Origin of the sequence: Phenylobacterium sp. J367, from assembly GCF_024699985.1 — a bacterium.
Taxonomy (GTDB): domain Bacteria; phylum Pseudomonadota; class Alphaproteobacteria; order Caulobacterales; family Caulobacteraceae; genus Phenylobacterium.
Genome location: NZ_JAJONA010000001.1, coordinates 2,217,684 through 2,232,770 on the forward strand (window position 1 = coordinate 2,217,684; position 15,087 = coordinate 2,232,770).

The following is a 15,087-nucleotide window of genomic DNA, read 5'->3' on the forward strand; positions in this document are numbered from 1 at the left end:
TGTCACGGCGTGACCAAACTTCTAAGGCTTGGGCTTACTCCCATGAGCTTCTGGCGCAAAATAGCAGGACTGGCCGTCCGTAACCTCGACGAGGCGGAGTGCGCCGATTGCCCGGCCGGCCTGCCCGGCGAGGACCCGGCGTTCTCGACGGCGGTGACGGCGCTGGGCGCCAAGCTGGCCAAGGCCGACGGCGACGCCCACGCGGCCGAATATTCCGTGTTCGCCCAGGTGTTCCAGGCAGACGACGGCAGCCAGGGCAATATCCGCAGGCTCTACCAGCTCGCCCGCCAGACGACCCGGGGGTTCGAAAGCTACGCGCGGCGCCTCGCCAAGCGCTACCGGGGCTGCCCGCAGATCCTCGAGGACGTGCTGGACGGCCTGTTCCACATCGCCACCTCCGACGGGGCGGTGACGGCAGACGAACTCGCCTATCTGGAACGGGTCTCGGAGCTGTTCGGCCAGAGCCCGCTGACCTTCCGGCGGATCAAGGCGACCCACCTGGGCGCCGAGAAGGACGATCCCTACGAGGTGCTGGGCGTGGCCCACGACGCCCGCGACGAGGACGTCCGCCGCGCCTGGAAGGCGATGCTGTCGGAAGCGCACCCCGACCGGGCGCGGGGCCGCGGCCTGCCCACGGAGTTCATCGAGGTGGCCGAGGCCAAGGCCGCGGCGATCAACGCCGCCTATGACGCGATCGTGCGGGAGCGGCGCAGCTTCGCCCTCGAAGGCGCCGCGTAAATACCCAAATCGGGCCGTTAACACTCATAGATTATTGACGACGGGAACCCGCAGGCCGACATAGTCGGTTTCTGCCTCCGTCAGGAGGATCGAGAGGACGCCATGGTGAAAGACTTCGCCGCCCGGCATGGGTCCGCGCTCCGCAGCCTCGCTGTGGTGGTCGGCTCGCTGGCCACGGCCGCGGCCGTGATCGTCGGCGCGGTGCTGGCGATCTTCTTCGCCGCCACCGTCGCGGTGATCGCCATCATGGCCTCGGCGCTGCTCGCCTTCGCCGGCCTCGCCATGCGCGCGCGGCGCACCGCCAAGAACCGGGCCCGCGGCGACGCGTGATCGAAGCCCGCCACCTCGGCGGCCACCACTGGGTCGCCTACGGCTGGAACGAGCGATCCTCCTAAGGCGCTCCCACCGGCTGTCATGCCGGTTCGCGAAGCGAAGACCGGGACCCATAAACGCCGATAATCCCGGATCCGCGCAGACGTCGACGCTGCGTTCATCCTGCCTGCGCGGAGCGTATCGGTCCCGGACAGCCGCGGCGCGGCTTCGGGGATGACAGCTTGATGATGAGGCCGCACGCCTCTACCGTTCACTTTCAAACAGATGTTGGGAGGAACGGCATGACCATCGGGGTGATCGCGACGCTGAAGATCCGGGAGGACAAGACCTCGGAGTTCGAGGCGTTCTTCACGGAGCTGGCTTCGCAGGTGCGGGCCAATGAGCCCGGCAACATCGCCTACCAGCTCACCAAGAGCCGGACCGATCCCACCACCTACAAGGTGCTGGAGCTCTACAAGGACCAGGACGCCCTGACGCATCACGGCGGCACGGCCCACTTCAAGGCGGCCGGGCCGAAGTTCGCCGGCGTGCTCGCGGGCGCGCCTCAGATCGAATACCTCGACGGCGTCTGATCGGGAGATGGCCATGGACCTGGACTTCACCCCTGAGGAGCTCGCCTTCCGCGAGGAAGTCCGGGCCTTCATCGCCGACGCCTTCGACGACGACATGCGGGCCCGGATGGCCCAGTCGAAGAACGGCCACATCAACAAGGACGGCCAGGTGCGCTGGCTGAAGCGGCTCGCCGACAAGGGCTGGATCGCGCCGGACTGGCCGGTGGAGTACGGCGGCACGGGCTGGAGCCTGGGCAAGAAGTACATCTACGACATGGAGATGGCGCTGGCCGGCGCGCCGTCCACGTCCAACATGGGCCTGAAGATGTGCGCCCCGGTGGTGATGGCGTTCGGCACCGACGAGCAGAAGGCCCAGCACCTGCCGAAGATCCTCTCCACCGACGTCTGGTGGTGCCAGGGCTATTCCGAGCCGGGGTCGGGGTCGGACCTCGCCTCCCTGGCCCTGAAGGCCGAGCGCGACGGGGACCACTATGTCCTGAACGGCTCGAAGACCTGGACGACCTACGCCCAGTGGGCCGACTGGATGTTCTGCCTGGTCCGGACCTCCAACGAGGCGATCCGCCAGCAGGGCATCTCCTTCCTGCTGCTCGACATGAAGACGCCGGGCATCCAGATCGTGCCGATCCCGACGCTGGACGGGCCGGCGGAGGGCGACCAGGAGATCAACCAGGTCTTCTTCGACAACGTCCGCGTGCCGGTGTCGAACCGGATCGGCAAGGAAGGCGAGGGCTGGACCTACGCCAAGTACCTGCTGCAGTTCGAGCGCGGCAACGCCTATGCGCCGGGCCTGTCGCACATGCTGAACAAGGTGAAGAAGATCGCCGCCGTCGAGCAGAACGGCCGCGGCCAGCGGATGCTCGACGACCCGGACTTCCGGCGGAAGCTGGCCGAGGCCGAGATCAAGATGGGCGCGCTGAACGCCACCGAGCTTCGCGTGTTCGCAGGCCGCGCCAACGGCGAGGCCATGGGGGCGGTCTCCTCCATGCTGAAGCTGGAGGGCAGCCAGATGCAGCAGGCGATGACCGAGCTGGCCCTGGAGGCGGCGGGCGTCTATGCGGCTCCGTTCGTGCGCGACACCTGGGCCGAGCTGGAGGGGCGGACCAATGCGCCCCGCGCCGGCCCGGACTATGCGGCCACGGTCGCGCCGATGTACTTCAACTACCGCAAGACCTCGATCTACGCGGGGTCGAACGAGATCCAGCACAACATCATGGCCAAGATGGTCCTCGGGCTCTGAGGCAAAGCGCGGCCGCCCCGCTGTGACGGGCGCGACACCACGTCGGGTCATCATTCGGTAGGGTTTGGCGGTAAGTTTCCTGCGGAAGTTCCGTTTCGCGAGGGTTTGCCATGCCGATCACCGACCAGCAGGCCATCGCGGCGCTGTCCGGCAGCGGCAAGTGGCAGGGCTCGCAGATCACCTTCTCGATTCCGGGCGCGGGCGCGACCTGGGCGGGCTATCCGGCCGGCGACGAACAGGACAACGCCGACTACGGCGTGCTGAACGCCAGCCAGGCGGCGGCCTTCCGGCAGGCGATCGCGGCTTGGGACCGGCTGATCTCGCCCTCCATCACCGAGACGAACGACGCGCTGCCGCCAGGCCAGATCCGTGTGGCCTTCACCGACGTGGACGACTTCACCGAGGGCGCCATCGCCTTTGCCTACACGCCTCCGACATTCGGCGCGGGCGCGAGCTGGGACGGGGACGTCTGGCTGGACGAGTCCACCAAGACGCGGACCTTCACGCCGACCGACGACGACTTCCACACCCTTATCCACGAGATCGGCCACGCGCTCGGCCTGAAGCATCCGTTCGAGGGCTCGAACCGCCTGCCCGCGGAGTACGACAACGCCCGCTACACGGTGATGTCCTACGAGACGATCCCGGACGCCTACATCAAGCAGGTGACCTCGACGGGCACGGGCATCCGCTGGGACGGCGTGCTGGTCCAGCCGTCGACGCCGATGATGCTCGACATAACCGCCATCCAGTCGAAGTACGGCCAGGACCTGACGGCGGCGAACGGCGACACGACCTACAGCTGGTCCCAGAGCGTCGGCATCCTGGAGACCGTCTATGACACCGGCGGGACCGACACCTTCGACCTGTCGGCCCACACCCGCGGCTCGATCGTCGACCTGACGCCGGGCGCGTTCTCGTCGATCGCCAAGTGGTCGGGGGGCGGAGCAGGCGGCCTACTGGACGGGCATCTACGGCCAGGGCTACGCGAGCTTCCTGGCGTCGTCCTTCGCCGAGGCCGACACCTACACCTGGACCAACAACGTCGCGATCTACCAGACCAGCGTGATCGAGAACGTGATCGGCAGCGCGGGCGCCGACACCGTCACCGGCAACACGGCGGCCAATGCGATCCACGGGCGGCTGGGCAACGACAGCATCTCGGGCGGTGCGGGCCAGGACTACCTGCGCGGCGATGAGGGGAACGACAGCCTGACCGGCGGGGCGGCCTTCGACGACATCAACGGCAACATGGGCGACGACCGCGCCTGGGGCGGCGACGGCGACGACTGGGTGGTCGGCGGCAAGGACAACGACGCCCTCTTCGGCGAGGCCGGGGCGGACATCGTCTATGGCAACCTCGGCGACGACACCTGCGAGGGCGGGGCCGAGGCCGACATCGTGCGCGGCGGCCAGGGCAACGACGTGGTCAAGGGCGACGCCGGCGACGACTGGCTGGCCGGCGACCGCGGCAACGACACCCTCACCGGCGGCCTGGGCGCCGACATCTTCCACAGCCACGGCGACGCCGGCATCGACCGGGTGCTGGACTTCAGCCGCGCCGAGGGCGACCGGGTGAACCTGCTGGCCGGCACGACCTACTCGGTGGTCCAGGTGGGCGCCGACGTGGAGATCCAGATGGGCGGCGGCGGCCGGGTGGTGCTGGTCGGCGTGCAGCTATCGAGCCTGACCGGCGACTGGCTGTTCGGGGCTTAGCGGCCTCGAAAGCCCTCCTCCTCGATGGAGGAGGGTTGGGTGGTGGTGATCGCGCCGATGTGAAGCAGACGGCTTCGTTGGGCGCTGCGCCCATGAGCGCCCTTCGCTTCGAAGCGCTGCCTCCACCACCATCCCCGCCCTTCCTCCATCGAGGAGGAAGGGAGAAGAACTCCCGCCCCTAGTTCCGCGTCGGGATGACAACCGGCAGGTGCTCGTAGCCCTTCACGAAGCTGGAATAGACTCGCTTCGGCGGCCCGGTGACCTCGATGGTCGGGAAGCGGGCGAGGATCTCCTCCCAGATGATCTTGAGCTGCAGCTCGGCCAGCCGGTTGCCGACGCAGCGGTGGATGCCGAACCCGAAGGACAGGTGCTGGCGCACCCGCGGCCGGTCGATCCAGTAGTCGTTGGGCCGCTCGATGACCTCCTCGTCGCGGTTGCCCGAGACGTACCACATGGCCACCTTGTCGCCTTCGCGGATGGTCTTGCCGCCGAGCTCCACGTCGCGCTTGGCGGTGCGGCGCATGTAGGCGAGGGGGGGTCTGCCAGCGGATGGTCTCGGAGACCATGGCCGGGATGACCGAATGGTCGGACCTCAGCCGGTCGTACTGGTCGGGGTTCTGGTTCAGCGCCAGGACCGAGCCGGAGATGGTGTTCCGCGTGGTGTCGTTGCCGCCGACGATCAGCAGGATCAGGTTCCCGAGGTACTCCATGCGGTCCATGTTCCGCGTGGATTCCCCGTGGGCCAGCATGGAGATCAGGTCGGGCTTCGGCGGCGCGTTGACCCGCTCGTTCCAGAGCCTCGTGAAATAGTCCACGCACTCGAAGAGCTCGGCGCGGCGCTCCTGCTCGGCGATCTCCGGGTCGGTGGTGGAGAACAGGCCGCTGTCCGGCGCGGCGGTGGCCACGTCGGACCAGCGGGTCAGCTTGCGGCGGTCCTCCCAGGGGAAGTCGAAGAGCGTCGCCAGCGTCATGGTGGTGAGCTCGATGGAGACCTTGTCGACCCAGTCGAACTCCTCGCCGATCGGGCAGTCGTCGAGAATGGCGCCGGCCCGCTCGCGGATCACGGCCTCCATCTTGGCGAGGTTGGGGCCGGCGACGATGGGGCTCACGGTCTTGCGCTGCACGTCGTGCTTGGGCGGGTCCATGGCGATGAACATCGGCAGGGTGAAGTCCGCGTCCGGGTCCGGCAGCACAATGGTGGGCTCGGAGGAGAACGCCTCGTGGTTGGTGTCCACGGCCATGATGTCGTTGTACTTGGTGACCGACCAGTAGCCGCCCACGTCGTCGAAGTGGCTGACGCCCCAGTGGACCGGGTCCTCCTTCCGAAGGCGCTCGAAGTAGGGCCAGTGGGTGTCGGTGCGGAAGAGCTCCGGGTCGGCCGGGTTGATGTCCTCCAGCGGCATGGAATAGGCCGCCTCGCGGGCCGCACGCTTCAGGTCGATGGAGCCGTCGTCCATGGCTGTCGTCCTCCCCAGGCGGTCTTGAGTGACCGTCGTTCAGTCAAAGATTGCGCCGGAAAGGCGGACTTGGGAAGCGGGGCTGGACGAGGGACGGGGGTTGTGAGAACGTAAAGGGAACACAATCCCTCCCCTTCAGGGAGGGGCAGGCCGCGGACGCGGCCGGGGTGGGGGAGGTCTGGAATGGTCTCAGAGGTCGCGCGAAAGGCGCGAGAACTTCGCCGGAGCATGCCGCAACCGGAGGTTTGGCTCTGGAACCGGCTCAAACGGCGTCGCGAGCAGGGATACCGCTTCCGTCGGCAGCACCCGGTGCGCGGCTATTTCCTCGATTTCGCCTGTCTGGACCGGATGCTCGCGATCGAGGTCGATGGCGGGCAGCACAGCGAGCCGGTCCGCGCCGATCACGATGGCCTGCGGGACCGTATCCTGGAACGGGAGGGGTTCCGCGTCTTGCGGTTCTGGAACTCGGAGGTGCGCCACGAAATCGATCGGGTGATGGACGTGATCGTCCAGGCGCTCGAAGCGCGGCCGTCGCGGCGGGCAGGAGGTGTGCGTCCCCAAACGCCGAGCCTGGCCGTGACTTCCCCACCCTGACGGCGCTGCGCACCGTCTGTCCCTCCCCTGAAGGGGAGGGATTGGGCCGCCTTCTCCCGCAAGGGGAGAAGGGGCTTGGAAGCGATTAGTGCTGGTGCTGGGCGTCGGCCTTGACGCCGGCGGCGGCGGGGGCGGCGGTGTCCTTGACCTCGACGGTCTTGCACTTGCGCTTCGGCATGCGGCTGCCGCTGATCGCCGGGGTCTCGGTGCAGACCTTCTTGGTCTTCACGGCGGCCTTGGAATCGAGGGCCGGGGCGGCGGCCGTCGCGGGGGCGGCCTTTTCGGCGGAGACAGCGGCTTCCGGGGCCGCGGCGAGGGCCAGCGCGGCCAGGGCGGAGACGAGGATCATCTGTATGCGTACCTGAAAAATTGGGAGGTTGCCTCGGCCCATAGCGGCGCGAACCGCCACCGCCAAGTTTCAAACTCTTAATTTGCGACGAACGGACGCTCCCAAGGCTGTGGATGCCCATTCCGCGATCAGGGATTCCGATTCGCGAATCGGGCAGGCTCACCAACCATGAACGCCACCGTCTCCATCGCCGACCGCTACCAGGCCGCCCACGACCATCCGGAGCGCCAGTACCTCGACCTGCTCGAGGACATCCTGGCCAACGGCGTGGAGCGCGGCGACCGCACGGGCACCGGCACCAAGGGGGTGTTCGGCCGGCAGATGCGCTTCGACCTGTCGAAGGGCTTCCCGCTGCTGACCACCAAGAAGCTGCACCGGAAGTCGATCATCCTGGAGCTGCTGTGGTTCCTGCGGGGCGACACAAACGTCCGCTGGCTGCAGGAGCGGGGCGTCAGCATCTGGAACGAGTGGGCCGACGACGCCGGCGAGCTCGGGCCGGTCTACGGCAAGCAGTGGCGATCGTGGTCGGCGCCGGACGGCCGGGTGATCGACCAGATCGCCGCCGTGGTGGAGGGGCTGAAGACCAATCCGAACAGCCGCCGCCACATCGTCTCGGCGTGGAACCCGGCCGAGGTGGAGGACATGGCCCTGCCGCCCTGCCACTGCCTGTTCCAGTTCTTCGTCGCCGACGGCAAGCTGTCCTGCCAGCTCTACCAGCGCTCGGCCGACGTCTTCCTGGGCGTGCCGTTCAACATCGCCTCCTACGCGCTGCTGACCCTGATGGTGGCCAAGGTGACCGGGCTGGAGCCCGGCGAGTTCGTGCACACCCTGGGCGACGCGCACCTCTACCTGAACCACCTCGATCAGGCCCGGCTGCAGCTCACCCGCGAGCCCCTGCCGATGCCCATCATGCATGTGGCGGACCGGGACGACCTGTTCGGCTTCGACTACGAGGACTTCAAGCTCGAGGGCTACCAGGCGCACCCCTCGATCGCGGCGCCGATCGCGGTCTGATGACGCTCGCCGAGATCAGCGACGCGGCGGCGAAGATCTCGGACATCTATGCCGGCAAGTACGGCATCGAGCGCGACGACGACTGGTTCCTGCTGAAGCTGCAGGAGGAGCTGGGCGAGCTCGCCCAGGCGCACCTGAAGCTTTCCGGCCGCGGGCGCGGGACCGTTCCCGACCAGGCCCGCGCCGACGAGGCGGCCGACGTGCTGTGCATGCTGCTGCTCTACTGCCGCCGCTTCGGCATCGACCCGCAGGCGGCGGTGGAGGCGAAGTGGCTGAGCTGGCTGGAGCCATCCCAATCTCCGCTCACCCCGGCGAAAGCCGGGGCCCAAGCCGAGTCCGCGGTCTAGTCTCCGCCCCGTCCGTCTTCCCGGCGCCGCATGGGTCCCGGCTTTCGCCGGGATGAGCGGTAGTGGGAGGCGCCCTCGGGTTTGCTATCAGCTACCCATGTCCCAGATCATCCTGACCGCCGGCCCCATCGCCCGTGACCGCAACGGCGTCATCGGCCGGGACGGGACGCTGCCGTGGCGGCTGAAGAGCGACCTGCAGATCTTCAAGGCGGTCACCATGGGCAAGCCGGTGATCATGGGCCGCAAGACTTTCGAGAGCCTGCCGGGCGGGGCGCTGAAGGGGCGGACCAACATCGTGCTGACCAAGGACGGCTCGTTCGAGGCCAAGGGGGCGATCGTCTGCGAGGACTTCTCCGAGGCCGTGCAGATCGCCCGCGAGCAGGCCGAGGAGGACGGGGTCGACGAGGTCTGCGTGATCGGCGGGGCCTCGCTCTTCGAGCTGGCGCTCGGCCGGGCGCGCCGGCTCTACCTCACCGAAGTAGACGCCGAGGTGGAGGGCGACGTCCGCCTGTCGCCGATCGACGAGAGCCGCTGGCGGGAGGTGCGCCGGGAGGCTCACCCGGCGTCAGAAACCGACCAGTATCCCTTCGTCTTCCGCGTGCTGGAGCGCCTATAGTCCTTCCCAAGAACAAAGGGAGGGACGGCATGGACTTCGAACTGGTCGCCGAAGGCTTCGAATTCCCCGAGGGGCCGATCGCCATGGCCGACGGCTCGGTGATCCTCACGGAGATCAAGGCCCAGCGGCTGACCCGCGTGAAGCCCGACGGCTCGAAGGAGACCGTGGTGGAGACCGGCGGTGGGCCGAACGGCGCGGCCATCGGCCCGGACGGCGCCATCTGGATCACCAACAACGGCGGCTCGTTCCAGTGGCTCGAGAACCAGGGAATGACCATCCCCGGCCCGACGCCGGCCAGCCATACGGGCGGGATGATCCAGCGGTTCGATCCCAAGAGCGGCAGGCTGGAGACGGTCTATGAGAGCTGCGACGGCCGCCGGCTGATCGGACCGAACGACCTGGTGTTCGACGGCCAGGGCGGGTTCTGGTTCACCGACCACGGCTCCTCGACGCCGGAGGGCCGGAAGTTCGGCGCGCTCTACTATGCGAAGGCCGACGGGAGCCACATCAGCCGGCAGCGCGATCACATCATCTCGCCGAACGGGGTGGGGCTCTCGCCGGACGGCAGGACCGTCTATGTGGCCGACACCCAGCTCGGCCGGCTCTGGGCCTTCGACGTGGCCGAGACCGGGGTGCTGGCCCCGCCGGCGGGCTTCGCGCCCGGGCGGATCATCTGCAACCTGCCGGGCTACCAGCTCCTCGACAGCCTCGCGGTGGAGGCCGGCGGCAAGGTCTGCGTGGCGACGATCATCAACGGCGGGATCACCGCCTTCGACCCGGACGGCTCCACCGAACACTTCGCCTTCCCGGACCTGATCTGCACCAACATCTGCTTCGGCGGGCCGGACATGCAGACCGCCTGGATCACCGCCTCGGCGACCGGCAAGCTGTTCAAGGCCCGGTGGCCTCGGCCTGGGCTGAAGCTCAAGTACAACGGCTGAGCTCCCGTTGAACGTCCTCCTAGGCCTTATGCCTCTGATCCCTGTGGCGAACGCACGGCGTCGCAGCGGTCGCGCAAGTCCTGGCGTGCGTCCCGAAATGACGGTGCGACCGAGAGAGGGATCCTAGGCACAAGGCCTAGGATGACGTGCTGCGGCAAGACCTGCGGGGCGGCTCACCCCGCGAAGCCGCCGTCGTCGAGGAAGGCCTGTTCGTCCTCGGTGGTGACGCGGCCGAGGGCGGCGTTGCGGTGGGGGAAGCGGCCGAACTTCGCGATGATGTCCCGGTGGATCACCGCCCACTTGAGGATCTCCGGATCGTCCAGCTCGGCGGCGACCGCCAGGCCGAAGTCCTGGTCGGCGATGTCCTCGGAGTGCTCGAAGGGCAGCATGAAGAACTGGCGGAGGGGCGCGTCGACCTGGCGGTGGAAGCCGGCCTCGACCGCCGCGCGGGCGATGCTGCGGGCCTTGGGGTCGGTGGCCCAGGAATGGGCCGAGCCGCGGTAGAGGTTGCGCGGGAACTGGTCGAGCAGGATGAGAAGGGCGAGCGCGCCGTCGGCGGTAGCGGCCCAGGCGTCGTACTCGCCGCGCGCGGCGCGGTGGTGGACGGGCTCGAACTTCAGGCGGATGGCGTCGTCGAAGGCCCGGTTCTTGGCGTACCACTTCTCCGGCCCGGCATGGGTCCAGAAGCCCAGGATGTCGTTCGGGGTCGCCGCCACGGGGGTTTCCTCGCCTCGTTCACGCTCGGCCCTGAGGTGGCGCAAGCCGGCGCGCCGTTCAAGCGCGGTTCAGCCATGCGGCGCCATTCCTGCACGCAAGGGACTTCGAATCCCGGCCGCGGACGCGGCCACGGGGGAAGACGACAGTGACGAAGACGACGAAGACGATGGCGCTCGCCCTGGTGCTGCTGGCCGGGGCCAGCGGCGTGGCGATGGCGCAGGACGGCGGGCGCGAACGCGGCCCCCGAGGCGAGCGGGGCGGCGGCGAACAGCGGGCGCGCGAGCCGCGGGATCGTGAGCCGCAGGCCCGTACGGGACCCAGCGACCAGGCGCCGCGCGCCGTGGGCCGGGGCGTCTACACGCGCCGGGCCGAGCCGGCCTCCACCGAGGCGCGCCAGGCGCCGCGGCCGCCGGAAGCCCGCCCCGCGCCCCAGGCGCCGGACGCCGGCGGCCAGCCGCGGCGCGGCCGGGGCGGCGGCGACGGCCGCAGCGGCGACCGCAACTGGACCCAGTCCGGCCGCTGGGTCGACCGCGACGGCGACGCCGACACCTCGGGCCTGAGAGGCCGCGACCTGCAGGACCACGAGGACCGGGTGGAGACCCGCGACTGGAACATGTGGAACGGCCAGGACGGCCGGGGTCCGCGCGGCGACCGCGGCGGCGACCGGCGCGATGGCGACCGCCGCGCCGACGGCGACCGGGGCGGGCGTCCCGACGGCGACCGCGGCGGCTGGAACCGTGGCGATCGCGACGGGCGCGACGGTCATCGTGGCGACGGTCAGCGCGGCGATGGCGACCGGCGCTGGTCGGGCGGCCGCGACGGCCGGGGCCCGCCGCCCAACGTCGCCCGCTGGGACCGCAAGCGCTATCCGCCGATCTACAACAGCGGCCACCGCTATCGGGGGGCATGTCTGGCGCGCGCCGGTGGGCTTCTATGTGCGCGCCTGGACGTTCGGCGAGATCCTGCCGCGCGGCTGGTACGACGCCCCCTACCGGCTGGGGAGCTGGTGGGACTTCGGCCTGCCCATGCCGCCCCCGGGCTACGACTGGGTCCGCGTCGGCTACGACGCCGTCCTGGTGGACCTCTGGAGCGGCCGCGTCGTGCAGGTGGTGCGGTACGTGTTCTGGTAGGAGCGATCCCTCCCCTTCAGGGGAGGGTGGACGGCGCGACAGCGCCGCCGGGTGGGGGAGTGTGGGCCGGGGCGCTGACTCAGCGCTTGAACGCGACTTCCCCACCCTCGCCGCTCACGCGGCGTGACCCTCCCCTGAAGGGGAGGGATGGACGTCAGATAAACCCCCTGGCCTTGAGCTCGGCGATGGAGGTCTTCGCGTCCTTGTGGTGGACGAAGATGCCGCCGGCGCCTTCCCAGAGGTGGCGGTGCTTGTCGCGGTCGTCGACGAGGACGTCGCCGGGGTGGAGGCGCTCGTGCTTGAGCGCGGCCTTGGTGGTGATCACCGGCACGCCGGGGAAATGCTTCTCGGCCCACCGCCGCTTCTGGGGCTCGGCCCAGGTCCCGCCGGGCAGGCCGGTGAGGATGATCGGGTCCCTGTGCTTCACCGCCTCATAGAGCTCGAAGGCGTCGGGCAGCGGCTCCAGGCTTTCGAAGAAGCCCTCGGCCCGGGCGAGCTTCGCCCAGAAGCGGCCGAGGCCGTGGCGGCGCTCGAAGGCGCGCGGATGCAGGCCGAGGATCGCCTCGGCGCCGCGGTCGAAGTCGGCGAGCACGCCGTCGCAGTCGAGGAAGATCTGCTTGCGCATCGGCTCCGGAACGCTGCGCGGGGACGGCGGTTCAGCCCGCCCGGCAGGCGGGGCAGTGGCCGCGGGCTTCCAGGGTGACGGCGCGCAGCGCGTAGCCGGACGCCCGGGCGGCGGCGAGGCCCTCGGTCAGGTCGGGCTCGAATTCCTCGGCCGCGCCGCAGCAGTCGCAGATCAGGAAGGCCGCCACGTGGCCGTCGGCCTCCAGCCGGCAGGGGACGTAGGCGTTCAGGCTCTCGATCCGGTGGGCGAACCCCAGGCGCTCGAGGAACTCCAGCGCGCGGTAGACGGTGGGCGGCTTGGCGGGCTCACCGCCCGCGCCGAAGGCGGCGATCAGGTCGTAGGCCTTCAGCGGCGCGTCGGCTTCCAGCAGGAGCTCCAGCACCCGGCGGCGCGGGGCGGTCAGCCGCTCCTGGGTGTCGGCGCAGCGGGTCTCGGCGGAGGCGAGGGCGTGCTTCAACGCCTGGCCCTTCAGCCCTGCGTGGACGCCGTCGGCATGATGGCACGCATCTCCCATGCGCATTCAGGTAATCCCGGTCGGCCGGCGCCGCAACGGGCTTGACGGGTCGTTATGTTATTTCATAACGGTAGTGTTACAACATAACATCCAAGTTCCGGAGCGTATATGACGCGGACTGCCCTGCTCACCGCCACGGCCCTGGCCGCCCTGAGCTCGCCCGCCTTCGCCGCGACCGCGGACAGCGAGAAGGACCTCTCGGAGGTGGTGGTCACCGCCGCGCCCTATCCGATCTCCATCGGCTCGGCCACGACCAGCGTGAACATCCTGAAGCGTGAGGCGCTGGACACCGCGCCGGTCGGCGGCCTGGGCGACGTGCTGACCGGGGTGCCGGGCGTGCGCTCGACGTTCTTCGGACCCGGCGCGAGCCGGCCGGTCATCCGGGGCCTGGCGGGCCCGCGGGTGCTGGTGCTCTCCAACGGCCTGGGCCAGGTGGACGCCAGCGCCCTGTCGCCGGACCATGCGGTGGCCACCGACCCGCAGGAGGCCGAGCGGATCGAGGTCCTGCGCGGGCCGTCGGCCCTGGCTTACGGCGGCTCGGCGATCGGCGGCATCGTCAACGTCATCGACAACCGCATCGCCCGCGATCCGGTGGACGGGCTCCGTGGCCGGGTGCTGGCGTCGGGCTCGACGGTGGACGACGGCAGGATGGTCTCGGGTTCGCTGCAGGCGGGGACCGGGCCCTGGGTCGTGAGCCTGGACGGCGTGCGCCGCGAGACGGACGACTACGAGGTCCCCACCACGCCGGAATCCAAGCGCCAGATGGAAGCCGACGGCGAGGAATGGGCCGGGCCGGCGGACTCGATCGTCGAGAACACCTCGACCGAGCTCACCTCCTACGGCGGCGGCCTGACCTATGTGGGCGAGAACGGCTTCCTGGGCCTCTCGGTGAAGCGCACCGAGACGACCTATGGCGTTCCGGGCCATGCGCATGGGCACGAGGACGAGCACGGGCACGAGGAGGACCACGAGGACGGCGAGGCGCACGAGGAGGACGAGGAGGCCCCGGTCTCCATCGACCTCAAGCAGACCCGCTACGACCTCCGCGGCGAGCACCGCATCAACCTCGGCCCGTTCGAGAAGCTGCGCTTCGCCGGCGGCTACGCGGACTACACCCACGTCGAGCTGGAGGGCGGCGCGCCGGCGACGCGGTTCTTCTCGGAAGGCTGGGAAGGCCGGCTCGAGCTGGTGCAGCCCGAACGGGACGGCTGGAACGGCGCGGTGGGCTTCCAGGCCCTGTCGCGCGACTTCGACGCCGAGGGCGAGGAGGCCCTGGTGCCCAAGACCCGGACCAAGGAGGGGGCGCCTTCGTGCTGCAGCGCTTCGACCGGGCCGCCTGGGGCGTGGAAGGCGGCCTGCGCCTCGACCAGCGGTCGCTGGACAGCGTGGCCGGCGACCGCGACTTCACCAATGTCTCGGCCTCGCTGGGCGCTTCGTGCGGCCGGCCGACGGCTGGTTCTTCAGCCTGTCGGGCTCGCGCACCAGCCGGGCGCCGGCCCAGGAGGAGCTGTTCGCCAACGGCCCGCACCCGGCGACGCGGGCCTATGAGGTGGGCGATGCGAACCTCGACCAGGAGGTCTCGTGGTCGCTGGACGCCACGGCGCACTACGATTCCGAGCGCTGGACGGCCGACCTGCACCTGTTCGCCGTGAGGTACGACGGCTTCATCGACCTGCGTCCCACCGGCGAGGAGGACGAGGAGAGCCACCTGCCGATCTACGCCTATCTGCAGACCGACGCCGACTTCCACGGCTTCGAGGCCGAGGTCTCCTACCGGCTGTGGCAGGAGGGAACGTCGAGCTTCCGCCTGGAAGGCGCGGCCGACTATGTGCGCGGCGACACCGACCTGGGCGCCCCGGCGCGGATCCCGCCCTGGTCGGCGGCCCTGCGCGGCGTGGCCGAGGGGCCCGCTGGAGCGCCAGCCTGGAGGCCCGGCGGGTCGCCGGCCAGGATCGGGTGGCGGACTTCGAGCTGCCGACCGACGGCTACACCCTGCTGAACGCCCAGGTGACGGTGCGTCCGCTGAAGGATCAGGGCTTCAAGGTGTTCCTCGACGCCCGCAACCTGACCGACACCGAGGCCCGCGAGCACGCGAGCTTCCTGAAGGACCTGGCCCCGCTGCCCGGGCGGAATTTCCGGCTGGGCGTGGCGTACAGCTTCTGAGCTGATCCCTCCCCTTCAGGGGAG

Annotated in this window: 19 protein-coding genes and 1 pseudogene; 15 read left to right on the plus strand and 5 right to left on the minus strand. The window is 69.7% G+C overall.

Features of this window, described 5'->3' with window-relative positions:
- Positions 1-42 precede the first annotated feature (42 nt).
- The 6 genes from LRS04_RS11900 to LRS04_RS11925 all read left to right on the plus strand — a co-directional run bounded on the left by LRS04_RS11900 (position 43) and on the right by LRS04_RS11925 (position 4,596).
- On the plus strand, positions 43-738 hold the full coding sequence (locus tag LRS04_RS11900) for a DnaJ family molecular chaperone (RefSeq protein WP_257816555.1): 696 nt from the start codon (positions 43-45) through the stop codon (positions 736-738).
- A 102-nt stretch (positions 739-840) separates the two neighbouring features.
- Entirely contained in the window at positions 841-1,068 is a 228-nt protein-coding gene (locus LRS04_RS11905) for a hypothetical protein (RefSeq protein ID WP_257816556.1), read from the plus strand.
- Positions 1,069-1,352: 284 nt separating this feature from the next.
- Complete coding sequence (locus LRS04_RS11910) at positions 1,353-1,643, plus strand: putative quinol monooxygenase (protein WP_257816557.1); 291 nt, start codon at positions 1,353-1,355, stop codon at positions 1,641-1,643.
- Positions 1,644-1,656: 13 nt separating this feature from the next.
- Entirely contained in the window at positions 1,657-2,880 is a 1,224-nt protein-coding gene (locus tag LRS04_RS11915) for an acyl-CoA dehydrogenase family protein (protein ID WP_257816558.1), read from the plus strand.
- 110 nt (positions 2,881-2,990) lie between these two features.
- Positions 2,991-4,079: a M10 family metallopeptidase gene (locus tag LRS04_RS11920; protein ID WP_257816559.1), complete on the plus strand. Its 1,089-nt coding sequence runs from the start codon at positions 2,991-2,993 to the stop codon at positions 4,077-4,079.
- Positions 3,961-4,596, plus strand: coding sequence for a calcium-binding protein (locus tag LRS04_RS11925; RefSeq protein ID WP_257819090.1), 636 nt, complete (start codon positions 3,961-3,963; stop codon positions 4,594-4,596). Before LRS04_RS11920 ends, LRS04_RS11925 begins: the two co-directional genes overlap by 119 nt.
- A 178-nt stretch (positions 4,597-4,774) precedes the next feature.
- Here the strand turns inward: LRS04_RS11925 and LRS04_RS11930 are convergent.
- Positions 4,775-6,053 (minus strand): annotated as a pseudogene (locus LRS04_RS11930) (cytochrome P450).
- Positions 6,054-6,236: 183 nt separating this feature from the next.
- Here LRS04_RS11930 and LRS04_RS11935 point away from each other — a divergent pair.
- The gene (locus LRS04_RS11935; protein ID WP_257816560.1) at positions 6,237-6,647 is read left to right on the plus strand and encodes an endonuclease domain-containing protein; all 411 of its coding nucleotides are present in this window, start codon (positions 6,237-6,239) and stop codon (positions 6,645-6,647) included.
- An 85-nt stretch (positions 6,648-6,732) separates the two neighbouring features.
- On the opposite strand, the gene LRS04_RS11940 is transcribed toward LRS04_RS11935, so the two are convergent.
- The gene (locus tag LRS04_RS11940) at positions 6,733-6,996 is read right to left on the minus strand and encodes a hypothetical protein (protein WP_257816561.1); all 264 of its coding nucleotides are present in this window, start codon (positions 6,994-6,996) and stop codon (positions 6,733-6,735) included.
- Between the two features lie 168 nt (positions 6,997-7,164).
- Here LRS04_RS11940 and LRS04_RS11945 point away from each other — a divergent pair, with 168 nt between their 5' ends.
- The 4 genes from LRS04_RS11945 (at position 7,165) to LRS04_RS11960 (ending at position 9,914) form a co-directional block, all read left to right on the plus strand.
- Positions 7,165-8,010, plus strand: coding sequence for a thymidylate synthase (locus LRS04_RS11945; RefSeq protein ID WP_257816562.1), 846 nt, complete (start codon positions 7,165-7,167; stop codon positions 8,008-8,010).
- A complete protein-coding gene (locus LRS04_RS11950) occupies positions 8,010-8,357 on the plus strand; it encodes a phosphoribosyl-ATP pyrophosphohydrolase (protein ID WP_257816563.1) in 348 nt (115 codons plus the stop codon). The genes LRS04_RS11945 and LRS04_RS11950 overlap by 1 nt, the downstream gene beginning before the upstream one ends.
- Before the next feature lie 97 nt (positions 8,358-8,454).
- On the plus strand, positions 8,455-8,973 hold the full coding sequence (locus tag LRS04_RS11955; RefSeq protein WP_257816564.1) for a dihydrofolate reductase: 519 nt from the start codon (positions 8,455-8,457) through the stop codon (positions 8,971-8,973).
- 29 nt (positions 8,974-9,002) lie between these two features.
- On the plus strand, positions 9,003-9,914 hold the full coding sequence (locus LRS04_RS11960) for an SMP-30/gluconolactonase/LRE family protein (RefSeq protein WP_257816565.1): 912 nt from the start codon (positions 9,003-9,005) through the stop codon (positions 9,912-9,914).
- A gap of 173 nt (positions 9,915-10,087) precedes the next feature.
- On the opposite strand, the gene LRS04_RS11965 is transcribed toward LRS04_RS11960, so the two are convergent.
- Positions 10,088-10,630 carry a DUF924 family protein gene (locus tag LRS04_RS11965; protein ID WP_257816566.1) on the minus strand — a complete coding sequence of 181 codons (543 nt, stop codon included), beginning with the start codon at positions 10,628-10,630 and terminating at the stop codon, positions 10,088-10,090.
- 672 nt (positions 10,631-11,302) lie between these two features.
- Here LRS04_RS11965 and LRS04_RS11970 point away from each other — a divergent pair.
- Complete coding sequence (locus LRS04_RS11970; protein ID WP_257816567.1) at positions 11,303-11,761, plus strand: RcnB family protein; 459 nt, start codon at positions 11,303-11,305, stop codon at positions 11,759-11,761.
- A gap of 154 nt (positions 11,762-11,915) precedes the next feature.
- Here LRS04_RS11970 and LRS04_RS11975 read toward each other — a convergent pair whose 3' ends face one another.
- Together LRS04_RS11975 and LRS04_RS11980 are read right to left on the minus strand one after the other, a co-directional pair.
- Positions 11,916-12,386, minus strand: a complete 471-nt coding sequence (locus tag LRS04_RS11975) for a hypothetical protein (protein WP_257816568.1) — start codon at positions 12,384-12,386, stop codon at positions 11,916-11,918.
- Between the two features lie 31 nt (positions 12,387-12,417).
- A complete protein-coding gene (locus LRS04_RS11980; RefSeq protein WP_257816569.1) occupies positions 12,418-12,906 on the minus strand; it encodes a Fur family transcriptional regulator in 489 nt (162 codons plus the stop codon).
- Between the two features lie 102 nt (positions 12,907-13,008).
- Between LRS04_RS11980 and LRS04_RS11985 the strand changes: the two genes are divergently transcribed.
- From LRS04_RS11985 to LRS04_RS11995, 3 genes are read left to right on the plus strand one after another with little or no spacing between them, the layout of a single operon-like run.
- Positions 13,009-14,448, plus strand: a complete 1,440-nt coding sequence (locus LRS04_RS11985; protein WP_257816570.1) for a TonB-dependent receptor — start codon at positions 13,009-13,011, stop codon at positions 14,446-14,448.
- Positions 14,336-14,899 (plus strand): TonB-dependent receptor, encoded by a 564-nt coding sequence (locus LRS04_RS11990; protein ID WP_257816571.1) that lies wholly within the window; start codon positions 14,336-14,338, stop codon positions 14,897-14,899. Before LRS04_RS11985 ends, LRS04_RS11990 begins: the two co-directional genes overlap by 113 nt.
- Entirely contained in the window at positions 14,857-15,063 is a 207-nt protein-coding gene (locus LRS04_RS11995) for a TonB-dependent receptor (protein ID WP_257816572.1), read from the plus strand. Before LRS04_RS11990 ends, LRS04_RS11995 begins: the two co-directional genes overlap by 43 nt.
- Positions 15,064-15,087 lie beyond the last annotated feature (24 nt).

Excerpts from the sequence above, each read along its gene's own strand:
- LRS04_RS11900 (WP_257816555.1), top strand. The coding sequence starts at position 43 with ATGAGCTTCTGGCGCAAAATAGCAGGACTGGCCGTCCGTAACCTCGAC.
- LRS04_RS11905 (WP_257816556.1), top strand. The coding sequence starts at position 841 with ATGGTGAAAGACTTCGCCGCCCGGCATGGGTCCGCGCTCCGCAGCCTC.
- LRS04_RS11910 (WP_257816557.1), top strand. The coding sequence starts at position 1,353 with ATGACCATCGGGGTGATCGCGACGCTGAAGATCCGGGAGGACAAGACC.
- LRS04_RS11915 (WP_257816558.1), top strand. The coding sequence starts at position 1,657 with ATGGACCTGGACTTCACCCCTGAGGAGCTCGCCTTCCGCGAGGAAGTC.
- LRS04_RS11920 (WP_257816559.1), top strand. The coding sequence starts at position 2,991 with ATGCCGATCACCGACCAGCAGGCCATCGCGGCGCTGTCCGGCAGCGGC.
- LRS04_RS11935 (WP_257816560.1), top strand. The coding sequence starts at position 6,237 with ATGGTCTCAGAGGTCGCGCGAAAGGCGCGAGAACTTCGCCGGAGCATG.
- LRS04_RS11940 (WP_257816561.1), bottom strand. The coding sequence starts at position 6,996 with ATGATCCTCGTCTCCGCCCTGGCCGCGCTGGCCCTCGCCGCGGCCCCG.
- LRS04_RS11945 (WP_257816562.1), top strand. The coding sequence starts at position 7,165 with ATGAACGCCACCGTCTCCATCGCCGACCGCTACCAGGCCGCCCACGAC.
- LRS04_RS11950 (WP_257816563.1), top strand. The coding sequence starts at position 8,010 with ATGACGCTCGCCGAGATCAGCGACGCGGCGGCGAAGATCTCGGACATC.
- LRS04_RS11955 (WP_257816564.1), top strand. The coding sequence starts at position 8,455 with ATGTCCCAGATCATCCTGACCGCCGGCCCCATCGCCCGTGACCGCAAC.
- LRS04_RS11960 (WP_257816565.1), top strand. The coding sequence starts at position 9,003 with ATGGACTTCGAACTGGTCGCCGAAGGCTTCGAATTCCCCGAGGGGCCG.
- LRS04_RS11970 (WP_257816567.1), top strand. The coding sequence starts at position 11,303 with ATGGCGACCGCCGCGCCGACGGCGACCGGGGCGGGCGTCCCGACGGCG.
- LRS04_RS11975 (WP_257816568.1), bottom strand. The coding sequence starts at position 12,386 with ATGCGCAAGCAGATCTTCCTCGACTGCGACGGCGTGCTCGCCGACTTC.
- LRS04_RS11980 (WP_257816569.1), bottom strand. The coding sequence starts at position 12,906 with ATGCGCATGGGAGATGCGTGCCATCATGCCGACGGCGTCCACGCAGGG.
- LRS04_RS11985 (WP_257816570.1), top strand. The coding sequence starts at position 13,009 with ATGACGCGGACTGCCCTGCTCACCGCCACGGCCCTGGCCGCCCTGAGC.